Genomic DNA, 18,286 nt, shown 5'->3' on the forward strand with positions numbered 1-18,286 from the left:
GTTATCCCCCCTGTATCATTAGCCCTTTCAGAGCCCGCTGCCAGAGCAGCCGGGAAATGAAAGCCAGCACCAGAAACCAGAGGACCTGTTCCGCCAGGACCTGCCAGCCTGCAGCCGGACTGATTTTCCCCAGCCAGATCAAGGTGGGCAAATAACTGATAGAACGAAAGGGCAAAAAATCGATGATTTGCTGGGCCCAGGCAGGATAAAAGCTGATCGGAACTAACAGTCCGGAGAGCAAATCCACCAGCACTCGCTTCATCCGCTGAATGCCCGTATTATTATAGGTATAAAAAGTCAGGTAACCGGTAAGCAAATTGAGCTGGGCATTGACCAGAAAACTGCCTAAAGCCGCTAACAAAAACATCCCCCAGGCTGTCAGACTGGACGGTAATTTAAAGGGATAAAAGAGATACATCACTAAGCCGCTAGGAAGAGTAAAGACCAGAAGACGAAAAAGGGCTTCTCCCAGAGCCCGGGCCAGCTTGACCGCCCCGTAATCATAAGGCCGCAACAATTCCAGCACAATCCGCCCTTCTCGCACTTCCAGGGCGATTTCCCTTTCCAGATTATTGAAATAAAAAGAGCGCACTACCCAGGCTACGATTACGTAACTTAGCATTTCCGAATGAGTAAAACCAGCCAGGGGCCGCCTGGCAGCATAGATAGCATCCCAGAGGAAAAAATAGCCACCAATCTGCACCAGGTAGTTGAGCACACCGGTTAGGTTGGAAACCCGGTAAGCCAGCTGTTTCATGAATTCCATGCGGATCAGAGTCAGATATATTCTCATAAGGCCAGGCCTCCCTGGCGATAAATATCGGCGACAATTTCCTCAATAGGTGTCTCCTCAATTTTGATATCCAGTACCGGTAACCGGTTCAGGATAGGCTGCAGGATAGCAGCTGTTGTCACCTCTTGTTCCACAAAAGAGCCATTCCAGATCCGCCCCTCATCCTGAGCCTGCCATCTCACCGGCAGGTGGCCGCAGATCTCCTGCCAGACAATTGGCGCCACCGGTTGTTCCAGTTCAATCCGCAACTGGCGCTCCCGGCCAAATTGCTGGCGCAGGTTGTCCAGATTACCATCATAAATTTTTCTGCCCTGGTCAATAATCACTACCCGCTGACAGAGAGCTTCGATATCCCCCAGGTCATGGGTAGTAAGAAAAATGGTCGTACCGTCTTCCCGGTTTACTTCCTGGAGAAAGCGCCGGATTTCATTTTTGGCTACCACATCCAGACCGATAGTAGGTTCATCCAGGAATATCAAGGGCGGACGGTGAATAAGGGCGGCTGCCAGCTCACTGCGCATGCGCTGACCCAGGCTCAATTTGCGTACCGGAGTATGCAGAAAAGATGATAGAGACAGGCGATCAGCAAAATCGGCAATCCGCTTCTCCAGCAAAGAATCAGGAACCCGGTAGAGCTGACCCAGCAAGCGCAGCGACTCAATCACCGCCAGATCCCACCAGAGCTGGCTGCGCTGGCCAAACACCACCCCGATCTGCCGTACATACCTTTCCCTCTCCTGGTAGGGCGTAAACCCATTGACCAGAAGCCGCCCCGAGCTGGGTACCAGGACCCCGGTCAGCATTTTGATGGTGGTAGATTTACCGGCTCCATTAGCGCCGATAAAACCGATAATCTCCCCCCGCTTCACTTGCAGGTTCAGGTTATCCACAGCCCTGAGGATACGGTAGTCCCGCTGGAACAAATCCAGTACTGCTCCCCATAAACCCTCCCGGCGTTTAAACAAACGAAATTCTTTGGTTAAGTTCACAGTTTCGATGATATAGTCCATCTCCTTTTCTCCTCCTTCGCCTCCCTCATTATAACATAAAATTAGAGCCCCAGGCGTTAAGCCTGCGGCTCTAAATGAAATTGACTTACTGCTTCCTCCATTTCCCTGGTCATTTCCACCAGCTGCTCACTGGCGGTAGAAATTTCCGCAGTCAAACCCTGCAGTTGTTCACTAAGGGCTGACATCTCCTGGGCACTGGCGCTGTTTTCACCAGCCATTTCCGTAATTTTAACCATTACTGTTTCAATAGTCCTGGCCGCAGCACTAATTTCTTCTGCCTGAGCAGCCGATTCCTTAATGGCCCTGGTCAGCTCTTTGACAGCAGCAACAGCACCTTTACCAGCCTGATTAATGTTTTCCGATTCGCCAGCAATCCGTTCCACCTGATTAAACGTACTGTTCATTTGCTGAACTATGGTTTCCAGCGCCTGTCCGGTGCGCTCAGCCAGGCTGATGCCAGTTTCCACTTCTGACTCCCCTTGTACCATACCGTCAACCGCACGCTGGATGCCCGCCTGAATATCGTGGACCAGCTGGCTGATTTCCCGGGCCGCTCCTGCCGACTTTTCGGCCAGCTTTCTCACCTCATCAGCCACCACGGCAAAACCTTTGCCATGTTCGCCGGCCCGGGCTGCCTCAATAGCAGCATTTAAGGCTAGCAAATTAGTCTGTTCGGCAATGTCCACAATCACCTGGATTATCCCATCAATCTGATTGGAAGCAGCCCCCAGGCGTTTAACCTGTTCCGCAGCATAACTGACGGACTGGCGCACTTTGGCCATCCCGGCAACAGTTTCAGCCACTACTTGTCTGCTGTCACTGGCCACCTGCTGCGTCTGGGTGGCCTGTTTAGCCAGCTCCTGGTTTTCTTCACTGATTTTACGAATCCCGGCAGCGGTAACAGCTACCATTTTTCTTACTTCTTCTGCCTGTTCACTTTGTTCTTCCAGCAAAGCCGCAATCTGGTTCACGCTTTCAACCAGATTCTCCACTGCACTCAGGGCCTGCTGGCTTTCTCCTACCTGGACATGGGCTTTCTGGTCAACAACCGTTATGGCAGCTGCCAGCTGACCATTGGCTTCCGCCCCGTTCTCAGCCCCTGCTGCCATTTGCCGGGCAAAGTGGGTCAGATCAACGGCTTTCATTTTCATGCCTTCTACCAGAGTATACAAATGTTCTACCATTTGATTAAAGCTGCGCTCCAGCTGACCAAATTCATCCTTTCGGCCGCCCAAATTCAATCTGGTATAAAGCTGTCCACTGGCTACCAGCTGCATTCCTGATTGCAGTTCTTTAATGGGCTTTAACAGATGGCGCTGTAAGACAAAACCTAATACCAGCGCACCTACTAGAGATAGAGCTCCTAAACCGATGGTCCGCCAGCGGAAAGCTGCAGCCAGCTGGTCATAATAGGCATTGGGCACACCCACATAAAGTATGCCGATAACTTTCCCTTCCGGGTTTTTGATCGGCTCGTAGATAGTCTGGTACATGCGGCCGACTACTTCTGCCTCACCAAGAAAGGTTTTCTGTTCTACCAGCACTTCCTGGCGAACTTTTTCAGAAACTTTTGTACCCACCGCCCGGCTGCCATCAGGCTTGCGAACATTAGTAGCTACCCGAACATCGCCCTGAAAGATGGTAACGGTATCGCCTGTTTTCTGGCCGATTAAATCCACAGCAGAATAATCATCATTGATCCGGTACTCGCCTTTGTAAAGCTGACCATCGCGAACCTGCCAGGGCCCGGGATATTTGTAATTCAGGATAATTTTACTCATTTCCAGGTCGCTTCGAAGTTTTTGTCTGGCAGCTGCCAGCAACTGGTCTTTGGCAGCTGATGCAGTATAAAAAGCTAACAATAGCACTGCAAAAAAAGTTAATCCAACTAGTGCTGCATAAAGTTTTCTGGCATAACTCACTCCGCTTCCCCTTTCTTTTTGTTTTTAGAATTATTTCTACATTTTATGATTAAATCCTGCACAATTTTTGTTTTTTTGACATGTTTTATACAATCGAGTAGTCAATGAGCGATGATCACAAGATAAACACATTGTCGGAAATATTTGGTTGATTTCTTTTTTTTTGTATTATAATTTATTTGGGCGCCCGGAAATATTTTTTAAAGGAGTGAAAAAATGAAAAAGAAGGTTTGGATTGTATTATTTTTAAGTATATATATCTTTACAATGTTAGAAAATGCATTGGCATATAATTTAACAGGAAAAAAATGGGCCGATCCCAAAACGCCAAAATATTACTGGGTCTCTGGTTTCCCAAGCGATTTGCAAACTGCTGCTAATAATGCTGCTAAAAGTTGGATGAACGCTTCCAGTAAATTAAGTCTCACTTATAATAATTCCGGAACAGTCGCTTTAACTTCTACGTATAATTCGAAATCGAATCTATCAGGTTATACAACTCTTCAAACTGATTTTGGAGGGTTAGGCAATACAATAATTGGAGCCAGAGTAATAATAAATACTTATGTAACAAACAAATATAATTCAACGCAAAAACAAAGTGTACTTGGACATGAATTCGGGCATGTCTGGGGTTTGGGTGACTCTGGCGATCTCTGGGCATTGATGTATCCCTCTGATGAGGAAAGGAACTACAGAGGAACTTATCTGCCAAGAAGTGATGATATAGCAGGAATTAATGCTATTTATCCATAAATTAAAGGGGGCGATTTATTTGAAAAAAATACTAAAATTTTTTTCATATGGCATAATTGTGACTGTCTTTGGTCTCTTTGGTTTTTACAAATATATCACCTCACAACCGGTAGTTGTCCATGCCAGTTATGCGGAAATCATGTCTCCAGAAAAAGCAGCTGCACAGGCTGATAATATCGTCATCGGCCGGGTAGTAAAAAATCTAGGAACTTACCAGGAAAATATGTTTCCTTATACCGACTTTGAGATCCAGGTAGAAAAAAATCTTAAGGGAGTTATCAACGGCAATTTTGTTTTTGCCCAGGAAGGGGGCTATGATAAAGATATAGGCAAAACTATTCAATTTGATAACTATAAAATTTTCACCCCCGGAGAAAGATATTTGCTCTTCCTAAAAAAATACTCGGATGAGCCAGCAAAATATTATTCCGTTGGCAGTGGACCTACAGTTTATAAGCTGGAAGGAGATAAAGCCTTAAATATGTTCCTGCAACGCAGTCTGACCCTGGACGGACTGGAAAAGATTATTGCTCAGCATAAATAAAAGGGGATGGCATCAGCCATCCCCTGCTCTCTTCTATATTTATCCCTTTTACTTACCTTCCCCTAGCTTTCTCCTTCTTTCCAGTTCCCGCAGCTCTACCCGGCGAATTTTGCCGCTGATGGTCTTGGGCAGTGAAGCGACGAACTCGATTTCCCGCGGATATTTATATGGTGCAGTTACATTTTTGACATGTTCCTGCAGCTCCTTGACCAGGGCATCTGACGGCTGATAACCAGGAGCCAGAATGACAAAGGCCTTGACGATTTCTCCCCGCAGTTCATCGGGGCTGGCCACTACCGCTGCTTCGGCCACTGCCGGATGTTCAACCAGAGCGGACTCCACCTCAAAGGGTCCAATCCGGTAACCAGCGGAGAGAATGACATCATCCGCCCGGCCCACAAACCAGAAATAGCCATCCTCATCTTTATAGGCACGGTCACCGGTAATATACCAGTCGCCCCGCTCGGTGGCTCTGGTGCGTTCCGGGTCTTTCCAGTATTCCTTAAACAATCCCACCGGCCGTTCCGGTTTAATCCTGACAGCAATATCCCCTTCCTGACCGGGGGGCAGTTCATTGCCATCTTCATCGATAACGGAAATATAGAAACCGGGAGCCGGTTTGCCCATGGAACCGAACCGGGGTTCAATGCAGGGCCAGGTGGCTACCATGATCACCGATTCCGTCTGGCCATAGCCATCGCGAATTATGCAACCGGTTGCTTCTTTCCAGACCTCGATGACTTCCGGGTTAAGGGGTTCACCGGCGCCGACACAATGGCGCAGGTGGGGGAATTTATAAGACTTCAGGTCTTCCAGCACCATGACCCGGTAGGCGGTCGGCGGTCCACAGAGAGTGGTAATGGGGTAAGTGGCCAGAAGTTCCAAAGTTTTCTTGGGATCGAATTTCCCGGTGGAATGATGGATGAAAATGGCAGCACCGCAGTTCCAGGGCCCGAAGATAGAGCTCCAGGCAGCTTTAGCCCAGCCGGTATCGGAGAGGTTCCAGTGCAAATCTCCAGGCTTCAGATCCAGCCAGTATTTCCCGGTGACAATATGGCCAATGGGATAGCTGGCATGGGTATGCACAGTCATTTTGGGATACCCGGTAGTACCGGAGGTAAAGAAGATAATAGCCGGATCATCCGAACGAGTGTTGGCAGTTTCAAATACAGTGGGCTCATTGGCAATCAATTCACCATAATCCAGCCAGCCCTCGGCTTTGCCGCCCACCATAATGCAATGCTTCAAGGTCGGGCATTCATTGCGGATAGCATCCACTTTGGGGGCATTTTCAGCATCAGTTATGATGGCTACCCCTTCGGAAGCTTCAAAACGGTATTTCAGGTCTTTGGGAGTCAACTGGCTCGTCCCGGGAATATAAACAGCCCCAATGCGCATAATTGCCAGAATGCTTTCCCACCATTCCGGCAGCCGAGGTAAGAGCAGGAACACCATGTCCCCTTGCTTGATGCCCAGCTTGCTGAGAGCATTGGCCAGCTGCTGGGACCGTTCGGAAAAGTACTTGAAGGTATACTTGGCTTCATTGCCGTAGTCATCCACCCACCACATGGCCAGTTTATCCGGATCCTGGGCCCACTTGTCCACTACATCCCGGGCGAAGTTGAAATACTCCGGCACCTGATGCTTGAACTCAGCATAGACCTTATCATAGTCCTCCATATTGGGTTTGCGCAAATCTTCCATCCCTTCTCTACCCCCTTGTCTTCTTTGTATTTTCAGCATAAACAAAAATAGACCAGCCGACAACATCGGCTGGTAAAAAGTAGATTTTCTACCCTGAATGGTGATTTGTTGTCTGTGAACAGCCATTCAGGAAGTTATTGTACATTTACACTGGATTTGTAGACTCCGGCAGTACCGCTATTCTGGCAGTAGACAATATTATGCGGGTTTGTCCCTACTTTGCTCAAGGCAAAAGCTGGCCAGGGATGACCGCAATCCACCAGCTGGGTGGGACCGGTAGGAGCGGTAACTGTTCTGATATCCGAACCATAGATTTTACCGCTACTAGCAGACCAGACTACCAGCTGGTTGGTCACCAGTTCCGCCTTGCCGATAGCAAAAGCGGTAGGAGCAGCACCACCAGGATAGCTGTTTTTAATGACTGGATATTTGGCGCCGCCGCTGATGGCATAGAGCTGCAAATCATAGCCACTGCTACTGTATAAAACATAATTGGGACTGATATCATGCAAGCGCTTGGCTCCGGATACATCCGTCTTGGTAGAATTACTGATATTATGCAATTTGATGAAATTGGTACCACCATTTAAAGTCTCATAAGCCACATGCGTAGTAGTTATACGGGCACGGGCCAAATAGGCCGCACTGGAATCTATGGTTGTTTCTGCCCCATTGGGCAAGGTTTTCATGTAAATAATCGCCCGGGAGTAACTGATTCGGCCATCAGTCCCCACCGTCTCTGTCCATTCTGACCAAACCGCCTTGCCACCAGCTACATCAGGAAAGGCTTTTTTCGTAGTGAGCCGGGAGGGGACTAAATCTGTAATGGTTTTAGTGGTTAAATCCAGGCAGAAGATTTTACTCAGTCCATTGTAAATGGTTGTGAAAACCAGATAGTTGCCATCTAGCGCCAGCTCAACGATTTCTCCCACATTGGTTTTGGTAACCAGTTTTTCCACCGAAGAGTCACTGAGTTTAATCCGGGCCAGGTCGCCACCACCGTCAATAAAATAGGCATAAGTCCCATCTACCTGCAGGGTCATGGCCTCCGGCACAGCCTGCATGGGGATCGGTGAAAGCAAAGCTGAACTATTGAGATTGACGGCGGCATCCCCTGGCATTAGCAAGAATAGCAAGGATAGTGCAAGTGCTAACAAGGTCAAGCCGGCAGCGGCTTTAACCATTTTTTTCATTCTCTGTCCCCCTTTGTGCAATATGTTACTATTCCTTTTCGCCACAAAATTACAGATTCCTGCAAATCACATTAAAAAAATAGAAGTTTGTTCATATTTAGCGAACAAACTTCTACTACTATAAGTAAAATTAGCGTAATCCCGACTGTATGATGATTTCAGGCACCACTTCTTCCCAGGCCACCGCCATAATATGCACTCCTCTTACTCCCGGAATCTGGCGCAGTGCCTGAATTTGTTCCACCACAACCTGCACCGCTTCCTGTTTGGGATTTTCGGCCTGTTTCAAGCGCTGGATGAGCGCATCCGGCACAATCATGCCGGAAACATTTTTTTGCATGTATTCCGCCATGCGCACCGATTTAACCGGCGTTACTCCCGCCAGGATAAAAGCCTGTTCATGTAAACCCCGTTGCCGTACCAGCTGCATAAAGCGGTCAAAGCGCTCCAGGTCAAAAATACTCTGGGTCTGGATAAAACGGGCACCGGCCCGGATTTTCTTTTCCAGTCTCAGTACCCGGTACTCAAAGGGATCGGCAAAGGGATTGGCAACAGCACCGACAAAAAACTGCGGCGGTTCGCCATGTAACGGTTCACCATTGAAGAATTTGCCCTCCCGCAGGCGTTGCAAACCGCGAATGAACTGGATGGAATCAATATCATAGACATTGGCCGCAGTGGGATGATTGCCAAAAGTCTGATGGTCACCGGACAGGCAAAGAACGTTTTTCAGCCCCAGGGACCAGGCCCCCAGCAAATCGGACTGCAGGGCAATGCGGTTCCGGTCCCTCACAGTCATCTGTACAACTCCTTCTACTCCGGCAGCCTGAACGTGAAAAGCCCCGGCAATGGATGAGAGACGGCAAATGGCAGTCTGGTTGTCAGTAACATTGAGGGCATCCACATAAGGAGCCAGCAGTTCAGCATGATGGCGGATAGTGCTGGCATCCGCTCCTTTCGGGGGCCCGACTTCTGCGGTAACCACGAACCTGCCAGCTTCCAGCAACTGTTGGAGACGGCTCATAGGCTCACCTCCTCCCGGATCAGCCGCCGTGGACCTCCATCCCGGGCCAGGCGCCAGTCCTTTTCCTCCTCTATTTCCAGTAACTGCTCCAGCCGGCCCAGGGCCGTCATACGGTCGATAATGAGCTGCCAGGCACAGGGATTGTCTTTAACTTCACAGCGGCCATTCTGACTGCCACCACAGGGACCATTGAGAATGCGTTTGGCACAGCGGGCGATGGGACATATGCCACCGGTGCGGTGGAGCAGACATTGCCCGCAAAGGCCGCAGCGTTCCTCCCAGTGGCCATGGGCCACCGCACCCCCGGCAAATTTAGTATCCACCCCGGGTATAACCCAGTGGTGGGGAAATTTTTCTGCCAGAAACTGTACTCCTACCCCACAGGCCAGGGAGATGATTACCTCCACATCCTGAGCCAGGTTTTCCAGTTCCTCCAGGTACTCCCACTCACACTGGCGAATGCAGGTATGTTCTTTTATCTTCAGCGAACGTCCCTCCCCCGCTGCCAGAATTTGCAGGGAGGTGGCCAGAATCCCTGCTTCCCGGGCCCCTCCGGCCAGACAGACAGTAACACACTCGGCACAGCCCACTATCAATACCTTTTCCACTCCTGCCAGTAGCTGATAAAGCTGGCGATAGGGTTTGGGTTCAGCGACAATCATCCCCAGCTACCTCCCTTCTATTGAGCGGATTGGGTCCTAAAGCGAGAATCCGCTCTGTCATTTCCTCCACAATCTCTTTGAAGCGAGGGCCCATAGAGCCGGAGAGATTGAACATTTCTAACCGTTCCCGGCCCAGTCCCAGTTCATCCAGGATTTTTTTCGCCGCTTCCACCCTTTTACGGGCTCGCAGGTTGCCTTTCAGAAAATGGCAATCTCCCTCCAGACAGCCGGCTACAAAAACCCCATCGGCTCCCTGCAGAAATGCCTCCAGGATTACCCGCACATCTACCCGGCCGGAACAGGGCTGTTCCACCAGCCTTACTGCAGGGGGATATTGCAGACGCATGGTACCTGCCAGGTCGGCGGCAGCATAAGCACAGTAATAGCAACAAAAGGCGATGATTTTGGGCTCAAAATCCTTCATCCTACCTACCCCCTTTGCTGGTGTACGCCAGAGCCCTGACTTTGGCCGCCAGATAATCCTGATGGTAATGGGCCAGCTCCAGGGCCTGACCGGGACATTCACCCACACAGGTACCACAGCCATGGCACTGGACAGGATTGATTTCCGCCACCATATCGGCATTGATGTGCGGGACCCCGTAAGGACAGACCCGGACACAGGTAAGGCAGGCTGCACACTGCTCAGGTCTAGCCATAAAGGCCACTACTCCACCAGCTAGCAAGTGGCGGCGGGAAAGAATGGTAGCTGCCCGGGCCGCCGCCCCCGCCCCCTGGGCAATGGCTTCTGCCAGCAGTTTGGGCGCATGAGCCGCACCAGCCAGATAAAAACCAGCAGAAGGAAAATCCAGGGGGCCCAGCTTGGCATGGGTTTCCACCAGCAGACCCTGTTCATTGCGATGCACCTTGAGCAAGGAAGCAAGTTGACCCAGATCCGCCGGGGGCCGGGCCCCTGTTGCCAGCACCACCCCTTCCTGCCGGAGATTGAGCCGGGGCCAATTTTCTTCGTAGCGGAAAAAGCGGATTTTTTCCTGGCGAGCCTGGCGGTATTCTTCTTCCAGGAAACCATAGCTGCGCATCTCCCGGAAATGGATGTGAACCTGCAGCCGGGGCCAGCGGCTTTTGAGCTGGCGGGCCAACCGCAGCCCCTGCAGACAACAGGTGCGAGAACAGAAGGATACCGGACCTAAGGGCTGGGAGGCACAGAGGACAATGCTGATCCGCTCAAAAGCAGGTTGCCAGTCAGGTTCTTTTTCCAGCAGTTGGGTCACCTGCCTGAGGCTTAACCAGCCCTCGCCCAGGTTGGCCGTCAAATCCGGATCAGGTTCTGCTTCCTCCAATCCTGTTGCCACAACCACCGCTCCGTGTTCCACCACTACCGGTCCGGCAGGCGTCTCAATGCGGGAGCGGAAATGGCCCTGATGGCCTCCGATCTCGGTCAGATGCGACCGGGTATAGATACTGATCCGGGCATGAGACTGAACCCGCTGCCTCAGGTCAGCAATAACGCTTTCATCCCCGGGGTAACCAGCCAGGCCACCCAGTTCCTCCTTTTTTTCTACCAGGTGAACAGGAAAGCCCATTTCCGCCAGGTTATAGGCGGCTGCCATTCCGGCCGGTCCTCCCCCGATTATCAAAGCCTGATTCACTACCGGTACTGGATGCAGTTGCAGAGGACGATGCAGGGCCACTTTGGCAACAGCCATTTTCACCAGGTCAATGGCTTTGGCCGTGGCCGCTTCCGGTTCCAGCCGGTGCACCCAGGAACACTGATCGCGGATATTGGCCATTTCAAACAGGAACTGATTGAGACCTGCTTCCTTTAGTGCTTCCCGGAACAGCGGCTGGTGGGTGCGGATCGTACAAGAAGCCACTACTATCCGGTTCAGCTGGTGTTCATGGATGCGGTTAATAATCTGTTTCAGAGAATCCTGGGAACAGGAATATAGGAATTCCTCCGCCCAGACCACACCTGGCAAACGGGCAGCAGCCTCTACCACCCGGGGCACATTTATCACAGCAGCGATATTGATCCCACAGCGGCAGATAAACACCCCGATGCGCGCTTCCTCCTGACTCACATCCCGTTCCGGGGGATAGGTTTTGGGCTGGACCAGAGTATGACGTCCCGGGGCCAGCAGAGCGGCGATTCTGGCTGCAGCAGCACTGGCACTGGCTACTGTCTCAGGAATATCCCGCGGTCCCTGGAAAGCTCCTGCCACAAAAACCCCGGACCGGCTGGTCGCCACCGGGTCTTCCGGTGGGGTCCAGGCAAAGCCGTACTGGTTGAGCTCAATCCCGGCCGCCCGGGCCAGTTCCTTTGCCCCTGCCGGTGGCTCTACCCCTACGGCCAGCACCACCAGGTCAAATTCCTCTTCTGCTGCCTGACCCTCCCGGCTAAACTGGACCAGCAGTTTTTTTCTTACAGGGTCATATTTTACTCCTGCCACCATAGAGCGAATAAAGCGCACTCCCTGCTCCCGGGCCGACTGGACATAGCGGTCAAAATTTTTGCCATAGGCCCTCAGGTCCAGATAAAAAATGGTGGGCTCGATTTCCGGGTCATGTTCACGGGCAATGATGGCTTCCTTAACCGAATACATACAGCAGATGGATGAACACCAGGAGTTACCCCGACAGGCATCCCGGGACCCTACACACTGGATAAAAGCGATTTTACGGGGAGTCTGCCCGTCACTGGGCCTGACCACATGGCCCTGACTGGGTCCGGTGGAACTGAGAATGCGTTCAAATTCCAGGGATGTAACCACATCAGGGTAAATCCCATAGCCCAGCTCCCCGTAACAGCGAGCATCAAACAAACTGAAACCGGGAGCCAGCAAAACCGCTCCAATGGCTATTTCCCTTTCTTCTGCCTGCTGGTCATGGGCGATGGCCTGTTTCTTACAGGCGCTCTCACAGAGACGGCATTCACAACAGCCGCCACAATTCAAGCAACGGGCAGCCTCCTGGCGGGCCAGTTCCTCACTGTATTGCTGTACCACTTCCGCAAAGGTCTGCCGTCGTTCCAGCGGATGCAATTTACTGGCCGCTACCCGGCGCTGCCGCTGCACCCGGGCCAGCTCTTCCGGGGTCCAGCGGGCTTCAGGCAGGAAGCGGCGCTCCCGGCCCTGGTAGAGATCCAGGCCGTTCAGGTAACGATCAATCGATTCCGCCGCTTCCCGGCCGGCAGCACAGGCTTCCACCAGAGTTTTGGGTCCAGTCACAGCATCGCCGCCGGCAAAAACGCCAGGCAGACTGGTGGCCAGGGTGACAGGGTCCACTTCGATAAGACGGCCCCGGGTTTTAAGACCGGGATGTTCCCCCAGGAAGGATTTTTCCGGCGCCTGGCTGACAGCGATAATCACTGCATCTACCGCCAGTTCCTCCTCCGAACCGGGAATACCCCGGGGCTGCCGCCGCCCGTCCGGTCCAGGAGGCCCCAGCTGGTTTTTCTGGATTTTAATCGCCTGAACCCGCTCTTGACCCAGGAAGGCTAATGGGGAAGTCAGGAAACGGAATTCCACCCCTTCCTCCCGGGCTTCCACCACTTCTTCCGGTAAAGCAGTCATTTCCTCTTCCGTGCGCCGGTATATAACAGTCACTTCTTCTGCCCCCAGGCGCAAGGCAGTACGAGCAGCATCCATAGCGGTGTTGCCGCCGCCGATCACCGCCACTTTGCGCCCCAGGACAGGTCTTTCCCCTAATGCTACCTGGCGGAGAAAGCTGACCCCGTGATAGATACCATCCAGTTCTTCCCCGGGCAATCCCAGAGTCTGAGGCTCATGGGCACCGATGCCCAGAAACACCGCCTGGAATCCTTCTTTTTCCAGGAGACTGGTGATAGTTCTTTCCCCACCGATGGGACTATTAACCCGAATTTCTACCCCCAGACGCTGAACTAGCTCGATTTCCTTCTGCACCAGAGCTTTGGGCAAGCGATATTCGGGGATACCAACCTGCATCATACCTCCGGCTACCGGCAAGGCCTCAAAAACCGTAACCTGATAACCGCGTCGGGCCAGGTGATAGGCACAGGAAAGACCTGCTGGTCCAGACCCCACCACCGCTACTCGTTCCTGCCGCCTGATAGCCGGACGTATATCTTCATCCCTGAGTTCTTCCAGCACCTTGACCCCAATAAAGCGTTTGATCCGACTAATGGCCACCGGTTCCTCTACCTGCCCCCGCTGGCAAACCTGTTCACAGGGATGGTGACAGACGGTACCGCAGATGATGGGAAAAGGAATAGCCTCACGAATAATATCCCAGGCCTCCCGCCAGCGCCCCTGGGCCGCCAGGGCAACATAGGCGTGAACATTGATTCCGGCTGGACAGGCCAGACGGCAGGGACTGGTCCCCCGCTTGCTGATCAAATATTTATTAGGCACTGCCTGGGGAAAAGCTTTATGCACAGCTTTGCGCCGGTTCAGGCCCTGGTTAAACTCAGCGGGCAGTTCCACCGGACAGACCTGTTCACATTCCCCGCAGGCAGTGCATTCTTCCTCTTTTACATAGCGGGGCCGCACCCTCAGCCGGGCTGTGAACTGACCTGGCTCTCCCTTTAACTCCAGTAAATCGGTGCAGGTAGAGAGGCGAATATTGGGATGATTCAGAGTATCAGTCATTTTGGGACCTAACAAACACATCGCGCAATCATTGGTGGGAAAAGTTTTATCCAGCTGGGCCATGGTTCCCCCCAGACTGGGGCCGATGGTGACCAGATGAACCAGATGCCCGCTTTCCGCCAAATCCAGGGCGGCAGTCATCCCCGCTGGTCCGCCCCCTACCACCAGAGCTGCTCCTATCACTTGTTCCGGTTTCATCTGCTCACCCCCAGTGCTGCCACAATCAATTCTGTAAAATAGCGAACCGGCAGCTTTTTGCTGCCCCCTTGCCGCCAGGCCAGATTGGCATAACAGAGGGGACAGGCAGTAACTATTTCCGCAGCTCCGGCCTGTCGCGCAGCCTCCACAATCTTTTTAACCAGTTCTGAAACAACCTGGCCATGGGGCACGGCCATGCTGCCCCCACAACAAGCGGTTTTGTAGGACCAGAGCACAGGTTCTGCTCCCAAAGCCAGCAACAGTTGATCAAGCCGCCGGGGCTGTTCAGGATCATCAAAGGCGATTTCCGCTGGTCGTACTAACAGGCAACCATAATAAGGCGCAATTTTGCGCCCGGATAGCTGTCCCCGGGCCCGTTTCTCTATTTCCTGTAAAAGCCCGGCTTCAGTCATCAGTTCCAGCAGATGCCGGATCTTCAGGTCCGGTCCGGCCTGACGGGCCAGCACGTTGTAACAGGCAGCACAAGGGACCAGCACTTCTCCCAGCCCCGCCTTGCGAGCCTGCTTTAAATTGCGCTGAGCCAGGGCCTCCCCTACCGGTGGCAACCAGGCATGGCCCGGGGTCGCTCCACAGCAATTCCAGTCCGGTACTTCCCTGACCTCAATCCCCAGCAGAGCCAGGGCCTTGCGGGCAGTATCTTCATAAAGCTGGGCTGTGGAATGCAGGGAACAACCGGGAAAATATCCGTAAACCATTCTATGCCCTCCCTTCCCGCTGCAGCAAAGCCGCTACCTCAGAGCGCCCCTGAATGGGCTGGGGCAGAAGACGTAAATTGCCCTGCCTTAGCAACTGCCAGCCCAGAGCCAGGTCCGCCAGCCAGCGGCCGGTCCGCCATTTATACCCCAGTATCATACCCAGTTCATAGACCCGGCCCCAGCGGGCCACACTGGCTAGAAAACTCTGGTAAAAAGCCGGCAACGGGGATGGGGTTACCATTTTCTGCAGCCAGGCTTTCTGTTTCAAACTAGCGGTAACTTCCCCCGCATCGATTCCGTTTGGACAGCGGGCAGCACAGGTACCGCAGTGCAAACACAGCCAGAGGCGATTGGACTGCAGGGCCTCCTGTTCCTGACCATTTAACAAAAGCTCTACCAGCCGGGCAGGTCCGATGTCCGTCCAGGGAGCTACCGGACACCCGGCGGTACACTTCTGACACTGGTAACAGCCATCAACTGGCAACATACCGGTCACCTCCTCGTGTTGCTTTAATTACATGCAAGGGACACTCCAATTCCTCCCCCTTCCCGGTAAAATGTCAATACCGCCTGCTCAAGAACAAAAAAAGACAGGTAAACGGTTAAAACCATTTACCTGTTAAATGTCTTCTTATCTGTCGCGCAACAGTCCCAGCTGTTCCAGTCTGCGATACAAAGTGCTGCGGGCAACTCCCAGTTCCCGGGCCGCCCGGGCCAGATTACCCTGACAGCGCTTGATGGTATTGAGAATGGTTTCTTCATCCAGGGAACGCCGCATGGTTTTGCTATTTACCGGCTCCAGCCGCAGGGATTTGCCCTCCATGAGAAATTCCGGTCCTAGCTCCGCCGGGGTCAACCAGGGCCCCTGCGCTACATTGACTGCCCGTTCGATTACATTTTCCAGCTCCCGCACATTCCCCGGCCAGGAATACCGCACCAGCAGCTCTTCGGCCCGGGGATGAAAGCCTCTGATCTGCTTACCCAGCCGCTCAGTCATCTGTTGCAGGAAAAATCTAGCCAGAGGCATGATATCATCCGGGCGCTGGCGCAAGGGCACCATCTGGATGGTCAGGACATTCAAACGGTAGTAGAGGTCAAGGCGAAAACGCCCTTTTTCCACTTCCTCCCGCAAATTCTTGTTGGTAGCCGCAATCACCCGTACATCCACCGGAATAACCTGCTGGCCCCCGATACGCATCACTGTCCGTTCCTGCAAGACTCTGAGCAAATGGGCCTGCATTTCCAGGGGCATTTCCCCGATTTCGTCCAGAAATACTGTCCCGCCATCAGCCAGCTCGAATTTACCGGGGTTACCACCCCGTTTGGCCCCGGTGAAGGCTCCTTCCGCATAGCCGAACAGCTCAGAACCGATCAGTTCCCGCGGCAGGGCGGCACAGTTGATAGCGATGAACGGTCCGCTGGCCCTGGGCCCGGCATTGTGAATAGCCTGAGCAAAAACCTCCTTGCCGGTGCCGCTTTCCCCCAGCAAGAGCACGGTGGAATTGCTGCGGGCCGCCTGGCGAGCCAGCTCCACTGTCCGCAGAAAAGCCGGGTTAGTACCGATCAGGTCATTAAAACTGAAGCGGGCCCGGGCTCCCACCATTTTAGATACCAGCTGTCTTACTTTCTGGATTTCCCTGACCACCACTACCATCCCCACCAGCCGTTGCTGGCTGTTATAAATAGGCCGGCAGGAGACAGTACAGTGAATCTGCCCCCGCCAGCTTTCCTGTTGCCACTCCTCCTCGGAAATTTCCTCCGCCCGGGTCAGGGCCCGGCTGACAGGGTTACCTTCCCCCAGGATTTCGTCGATTCTCTGCCCAATGGCCCCCTCGCTGTTTAACCGCAAAATCCGGGCCGCCGCCTGATTCAAACGGGTTACCCGGCCTTGCTCATCCAGAGCCAGTAATCCTTCTGAGATAGCCTCCATAATGGCGCTCTGATAACGATTTAACACCGTCATTCTCTCCAGCGCCCGATTGATTTTTAACTGCCCTTCAATAGCCTGGGTAGCGGCTACTACCATCCCCAGCGTGTGGCTATGCACCTTTTCAAAGCTGCCCGTCATGCTGATAGCGCCCAGAGGTTGGCCAGCCAGGCCCATAATGGGAGCGGCAGAACAGGTCCAGGGATGCAGGCCCTCAAGATAGTGTTCGGCAGCAAAAACCTGAATAGGCCGAAGTAAGCGCAAAGCCAGCCCGGTGGCATTGGTGCCGCTCACCCCTTCCGCCAGGCAGGCACCAGGCACGAGACGACATTCACGAGCCAAACGCAGGGTTTCCGGGTCCCCAACGCTTTCCAGCAAATAGCCCTCTTCATCCACCAGGGATACGATAAACCCGGAGCCCTGGACAAAAGAGTAGAGAGATTTTAAATAGGGAGTAGCCAGATTGATTAACTCTTCCCTTTCCCGCCGCCGGCTGAACAATTCTTCCTTGCCCAGCACCAGCGGTACTTTTTTTAGCTCCGATTTGATCCCGGCCTGGCGGGAACGCCGCCAGGACTCGGCTATTTCCGGCCTCAGGTGCTCCTGGTTTATTCCAGCCCGGCCCTGACGCTGAAATTCCAGCCAGGCCTGATACAAATGGTCAGAGAGCAGATGTACCATCCCGCACTCCCCCTCTTGTTCCTGTCTGCACAAAAACAGAACCGGTCCTGTTCGGACCGGTTTGCCCATTCCACCCTATGCGCCTTTTTCCCCACCAAACCTGTTGCATAAGCGTCCGCCCCTTTTTCCCCCTTTGCTTTCAATGTACCTTTTTTTCAGCAAAATTGAAACAGCCGGGCGGCCAATGGTCAAAATCAGCAGTTAAAGGTCATGATAAATCGGTTTCGCAGAGGGGACAGCGGTCATCCCACTCAGACCAGCACTGGTTGCACATAATCAAACCACAATCACACAGTTTTACATCCAGAGCTGTCTTTTTCTCCTGGCAGGCTCGGCAGAAATAGACGGCCGTAACCGAAGTTACAATCGCCCCCCGCCGCACCTCCTTTAACTCCATTTTCTGCACCAGGCGCAATTGGGGCTTTTCCGGGCCAGGCAGCACTTCCGGCATCCCTTCGGGATAGCGAATTTTATCCACCGCCATCTTCCATTCCTCCTTTCCGCCGCTCCTGCTTTCGGCTGCTTTTGACTATTATCCTAGCAAGAGCAATGCCCGCTGCGGGCCTT

15 protein-coding genes are annotated in these 18,286 nt (G+C 52.9%); 2 read left to right on the forward strand and 13 right to left on the reverse strand.

What is annotated here, in order from left to right:
- Position 1: 1 nt before the first annotated feature.
- Genes JDF658_RS01215 through JDF658_RS01225 form a run of 3 tightly spaced genes read right to left on the reverse strand, consistent with a single transcriptional unit; the run spans position 2 to position 3,725 of the window.
- On the reverse strand, positions 2-793 hold the full coding sequence (locus JDF658_RS01215; RefSeq protein WP_078664909.1) for an ABC-2 family transporter protein: 792 nt from the start codon (positions 791-793) through the stop codon (positions 2-4).
- Complete coding sequence (locus JDF658_RS01220; RefSeq protein WP_078664910.1) at positions 790-1,803, reverse strand: ATP-binding cassette domain-containing protein; 1,014 nt, start codon at positions 1,801-1,803, stop codon at positions 790-792. The genes JDF658_RS01215 and JDF658_RS01220 overlap by 4 nt, the downstream gene beginning before the upstream one ends.
- Positions 1,804-1,859: 56 nt before the next feature.
- Positions 1,860-3,725 carry a methyl-accepting chemotaxis protein gene (locus JDF658_RS01225; RefSeq protein ID WP_079906217.1) on the reverse strand — a complete coding sequence of 622 codons (1,866 nt, stop codon included), beginning with the start codon at positions 3,723-3,725 and terminating at the stop codon, positions 1,860-1,862.
- A gap of 216 nt (positions 3,726-3,941) precedes the next feature.
- Here JDF658_RS01225 and JDF658_RS01230 point away from each other — a divergent pair, with 216 nt between their 5' ends.
- Positions 3,942-4,481: a matrixin family metalloprotease gene (locus tag JDF658_RS01230; RefSeq protein ID WP_079906218.1), complete on the forward strand. Its 540-nt coding sequence runs from the start codon at positions 3,942-3,944 to the stop codon at positions 4,479-4,481.
- A 19-nt stretch (positions 4,482-4,500) separates the two neighbouring features.
- Positions 4,501-5,025 (forward strand): hypothetical protein, encoded by a 525-nt coding sequence (locus JDF658_RS01235; protein WP_079906219.1) that lies wholly within the window; start codon positions 4,501-4,503, stop codon positions 5,023-5,025.
- A 48-nt stretch (positions 5,026-5,073) separates the two neighbouring features.
- Here JDF658_RS01235 and JDF658_RS01240 read toward each other — a convergent pair whose 3' ends face one another.
- The 10 genes from JDF658_RS01240 to JDF658_RS01285 form a co-directional block, all read right to left on the reverse strand.
- On the reverse strand, positions 5,074-6,729 hold the full coding sequence (locus JDF658_RS01240) for an AMP-binding protein (RefSeq protein ID WP_079906220.1): 1,656 nt from the start codon (positions 6,727-6,729) through the stop codon (positions 5,074-5,076).
- Positions 6,730-6,863: 134 nt separating this feature from the next.
- Positions 6,864-7,922, reverse strand: a complete 1,059-nt coding sequence (locus tag JDF658_RS01245) for a hypothetical protein (protein ID WP_079906221.1) — start codon at positions 7,920-7,922, stop codon at positions 6,864-6,866.
- Positions 7,923-8,052: 130 nt separating this feature from the next.
- Positions 8,053-8,946 (reverse strand): methylenetetrahydrofolate reductase, encoded by an 894-nt coding sequence (locus tag JDF658_RS01250; protein WP_079906222.1) that lies wholly within the window; start codon positions 8,944-8,946, stop codon positions 8,053-8,055.
- Positions 8,943-9,608: a methylenetetrahydrofolate reductase C-terminal domain-containing protein gene (locus JDF658_RS01255; RefSeq protein ID WP_078664915.1), complete on the reverse strand. Its 666-nt coding sequence runs from the start codon at positions 9,606-9,608 to the stop codon at positions 8,943-8,945. Before JDF658_RS01255 ends, JDF658_RS01250 begins: the two co-directional genes overlap by 4 nt.
- Positions 9,595-10,032: a hydrogenase iron-sulfur subunit gene (locus tag JDF658_RS01260; RefSeq protein WP_078664916.1), complete on the reverse strand. Its 438-nt coding sequence runs from the start codon at positions 10,030-10,032 to the stop codon at positions 9,595-9,597. Before JDF658_RS01260 ends, JDF658_RS01255 begins: the two co-directional genes overlap by 14 nt.
- A 1-nt stretch (position 10,033) precedes the next feature.
- A complete protein-coding gene (locus tag JDF658_RS01265) occupies positions 10,034-14,395 on the reverse strand; it encodes an FAD-dependent oxidoreductase (protein ID WP_079906223.1) in 4,362 nt (1,453 codons plus the stop codon).
- Positions 14,392-15,111 carry a CoB--CoM heterodisulfide reductase iron-sulfur subunit B family protein gene (locus JDF658_RS01270; protein WP_078664918.1) on the reverse strand — a complete coding sequence of 240 codons (720 nt, stop codon included), beginning with the start codon at positions 15,109-15,111 and terminating at the stop codon, positions 14,392-14,394. The genes JDF658_RS01265 and JDF658_RS01270 overlap by 4 nt, the downstream gene beginning before the upstream one ends.
- Position 15,112: 1 nt before the next feature.
- Positions 15,113-15,598 (reverse strand): 4Fe-4S dicluster domain-containing protein, encoded by a 486-nt coding sequence (locus JDF658_RS01275; RefSeq protein WP_079906224.1) that lies wholly within the window; start codon positions 15,596-15,598, stop codon positions 15,113-15,115.
- Between the two features lie 144 nt (positions 15,599-15,742).
- The gene (locus JDF658_RS01280) at positions 15,743-17,719 is read right to left on the reverse strand and encodes a sigma-54-dependent Fis family transcriptional regulator (RefSeq protein WP_159073846.1); all 1,977 of its coding nucleotides are present in this window, start codon (positions 17,717-17,719) and stop codon (positions 15,743-15,745) included.
- 208 nt (positions 17,720-17,927) lie between these two features.
- Positions 17,928-18,203: a hypothetical protein gene (locus JDF658_RS01285; protein WP_078664921.1), complete on the reverse strand. Its 276-nt coding sequence runs from the start codon at positions 18,201-18,203 to the stop codon at positions 17,928-17,930.
- Positions 18,204-18,286 lie beyond the last annotated feature (83 nt).

Source organism: Carboxydocella sp. JDF658, from assembly GCF_002049395.1.
Lineage (GTDB): Bacteria > Bacillota.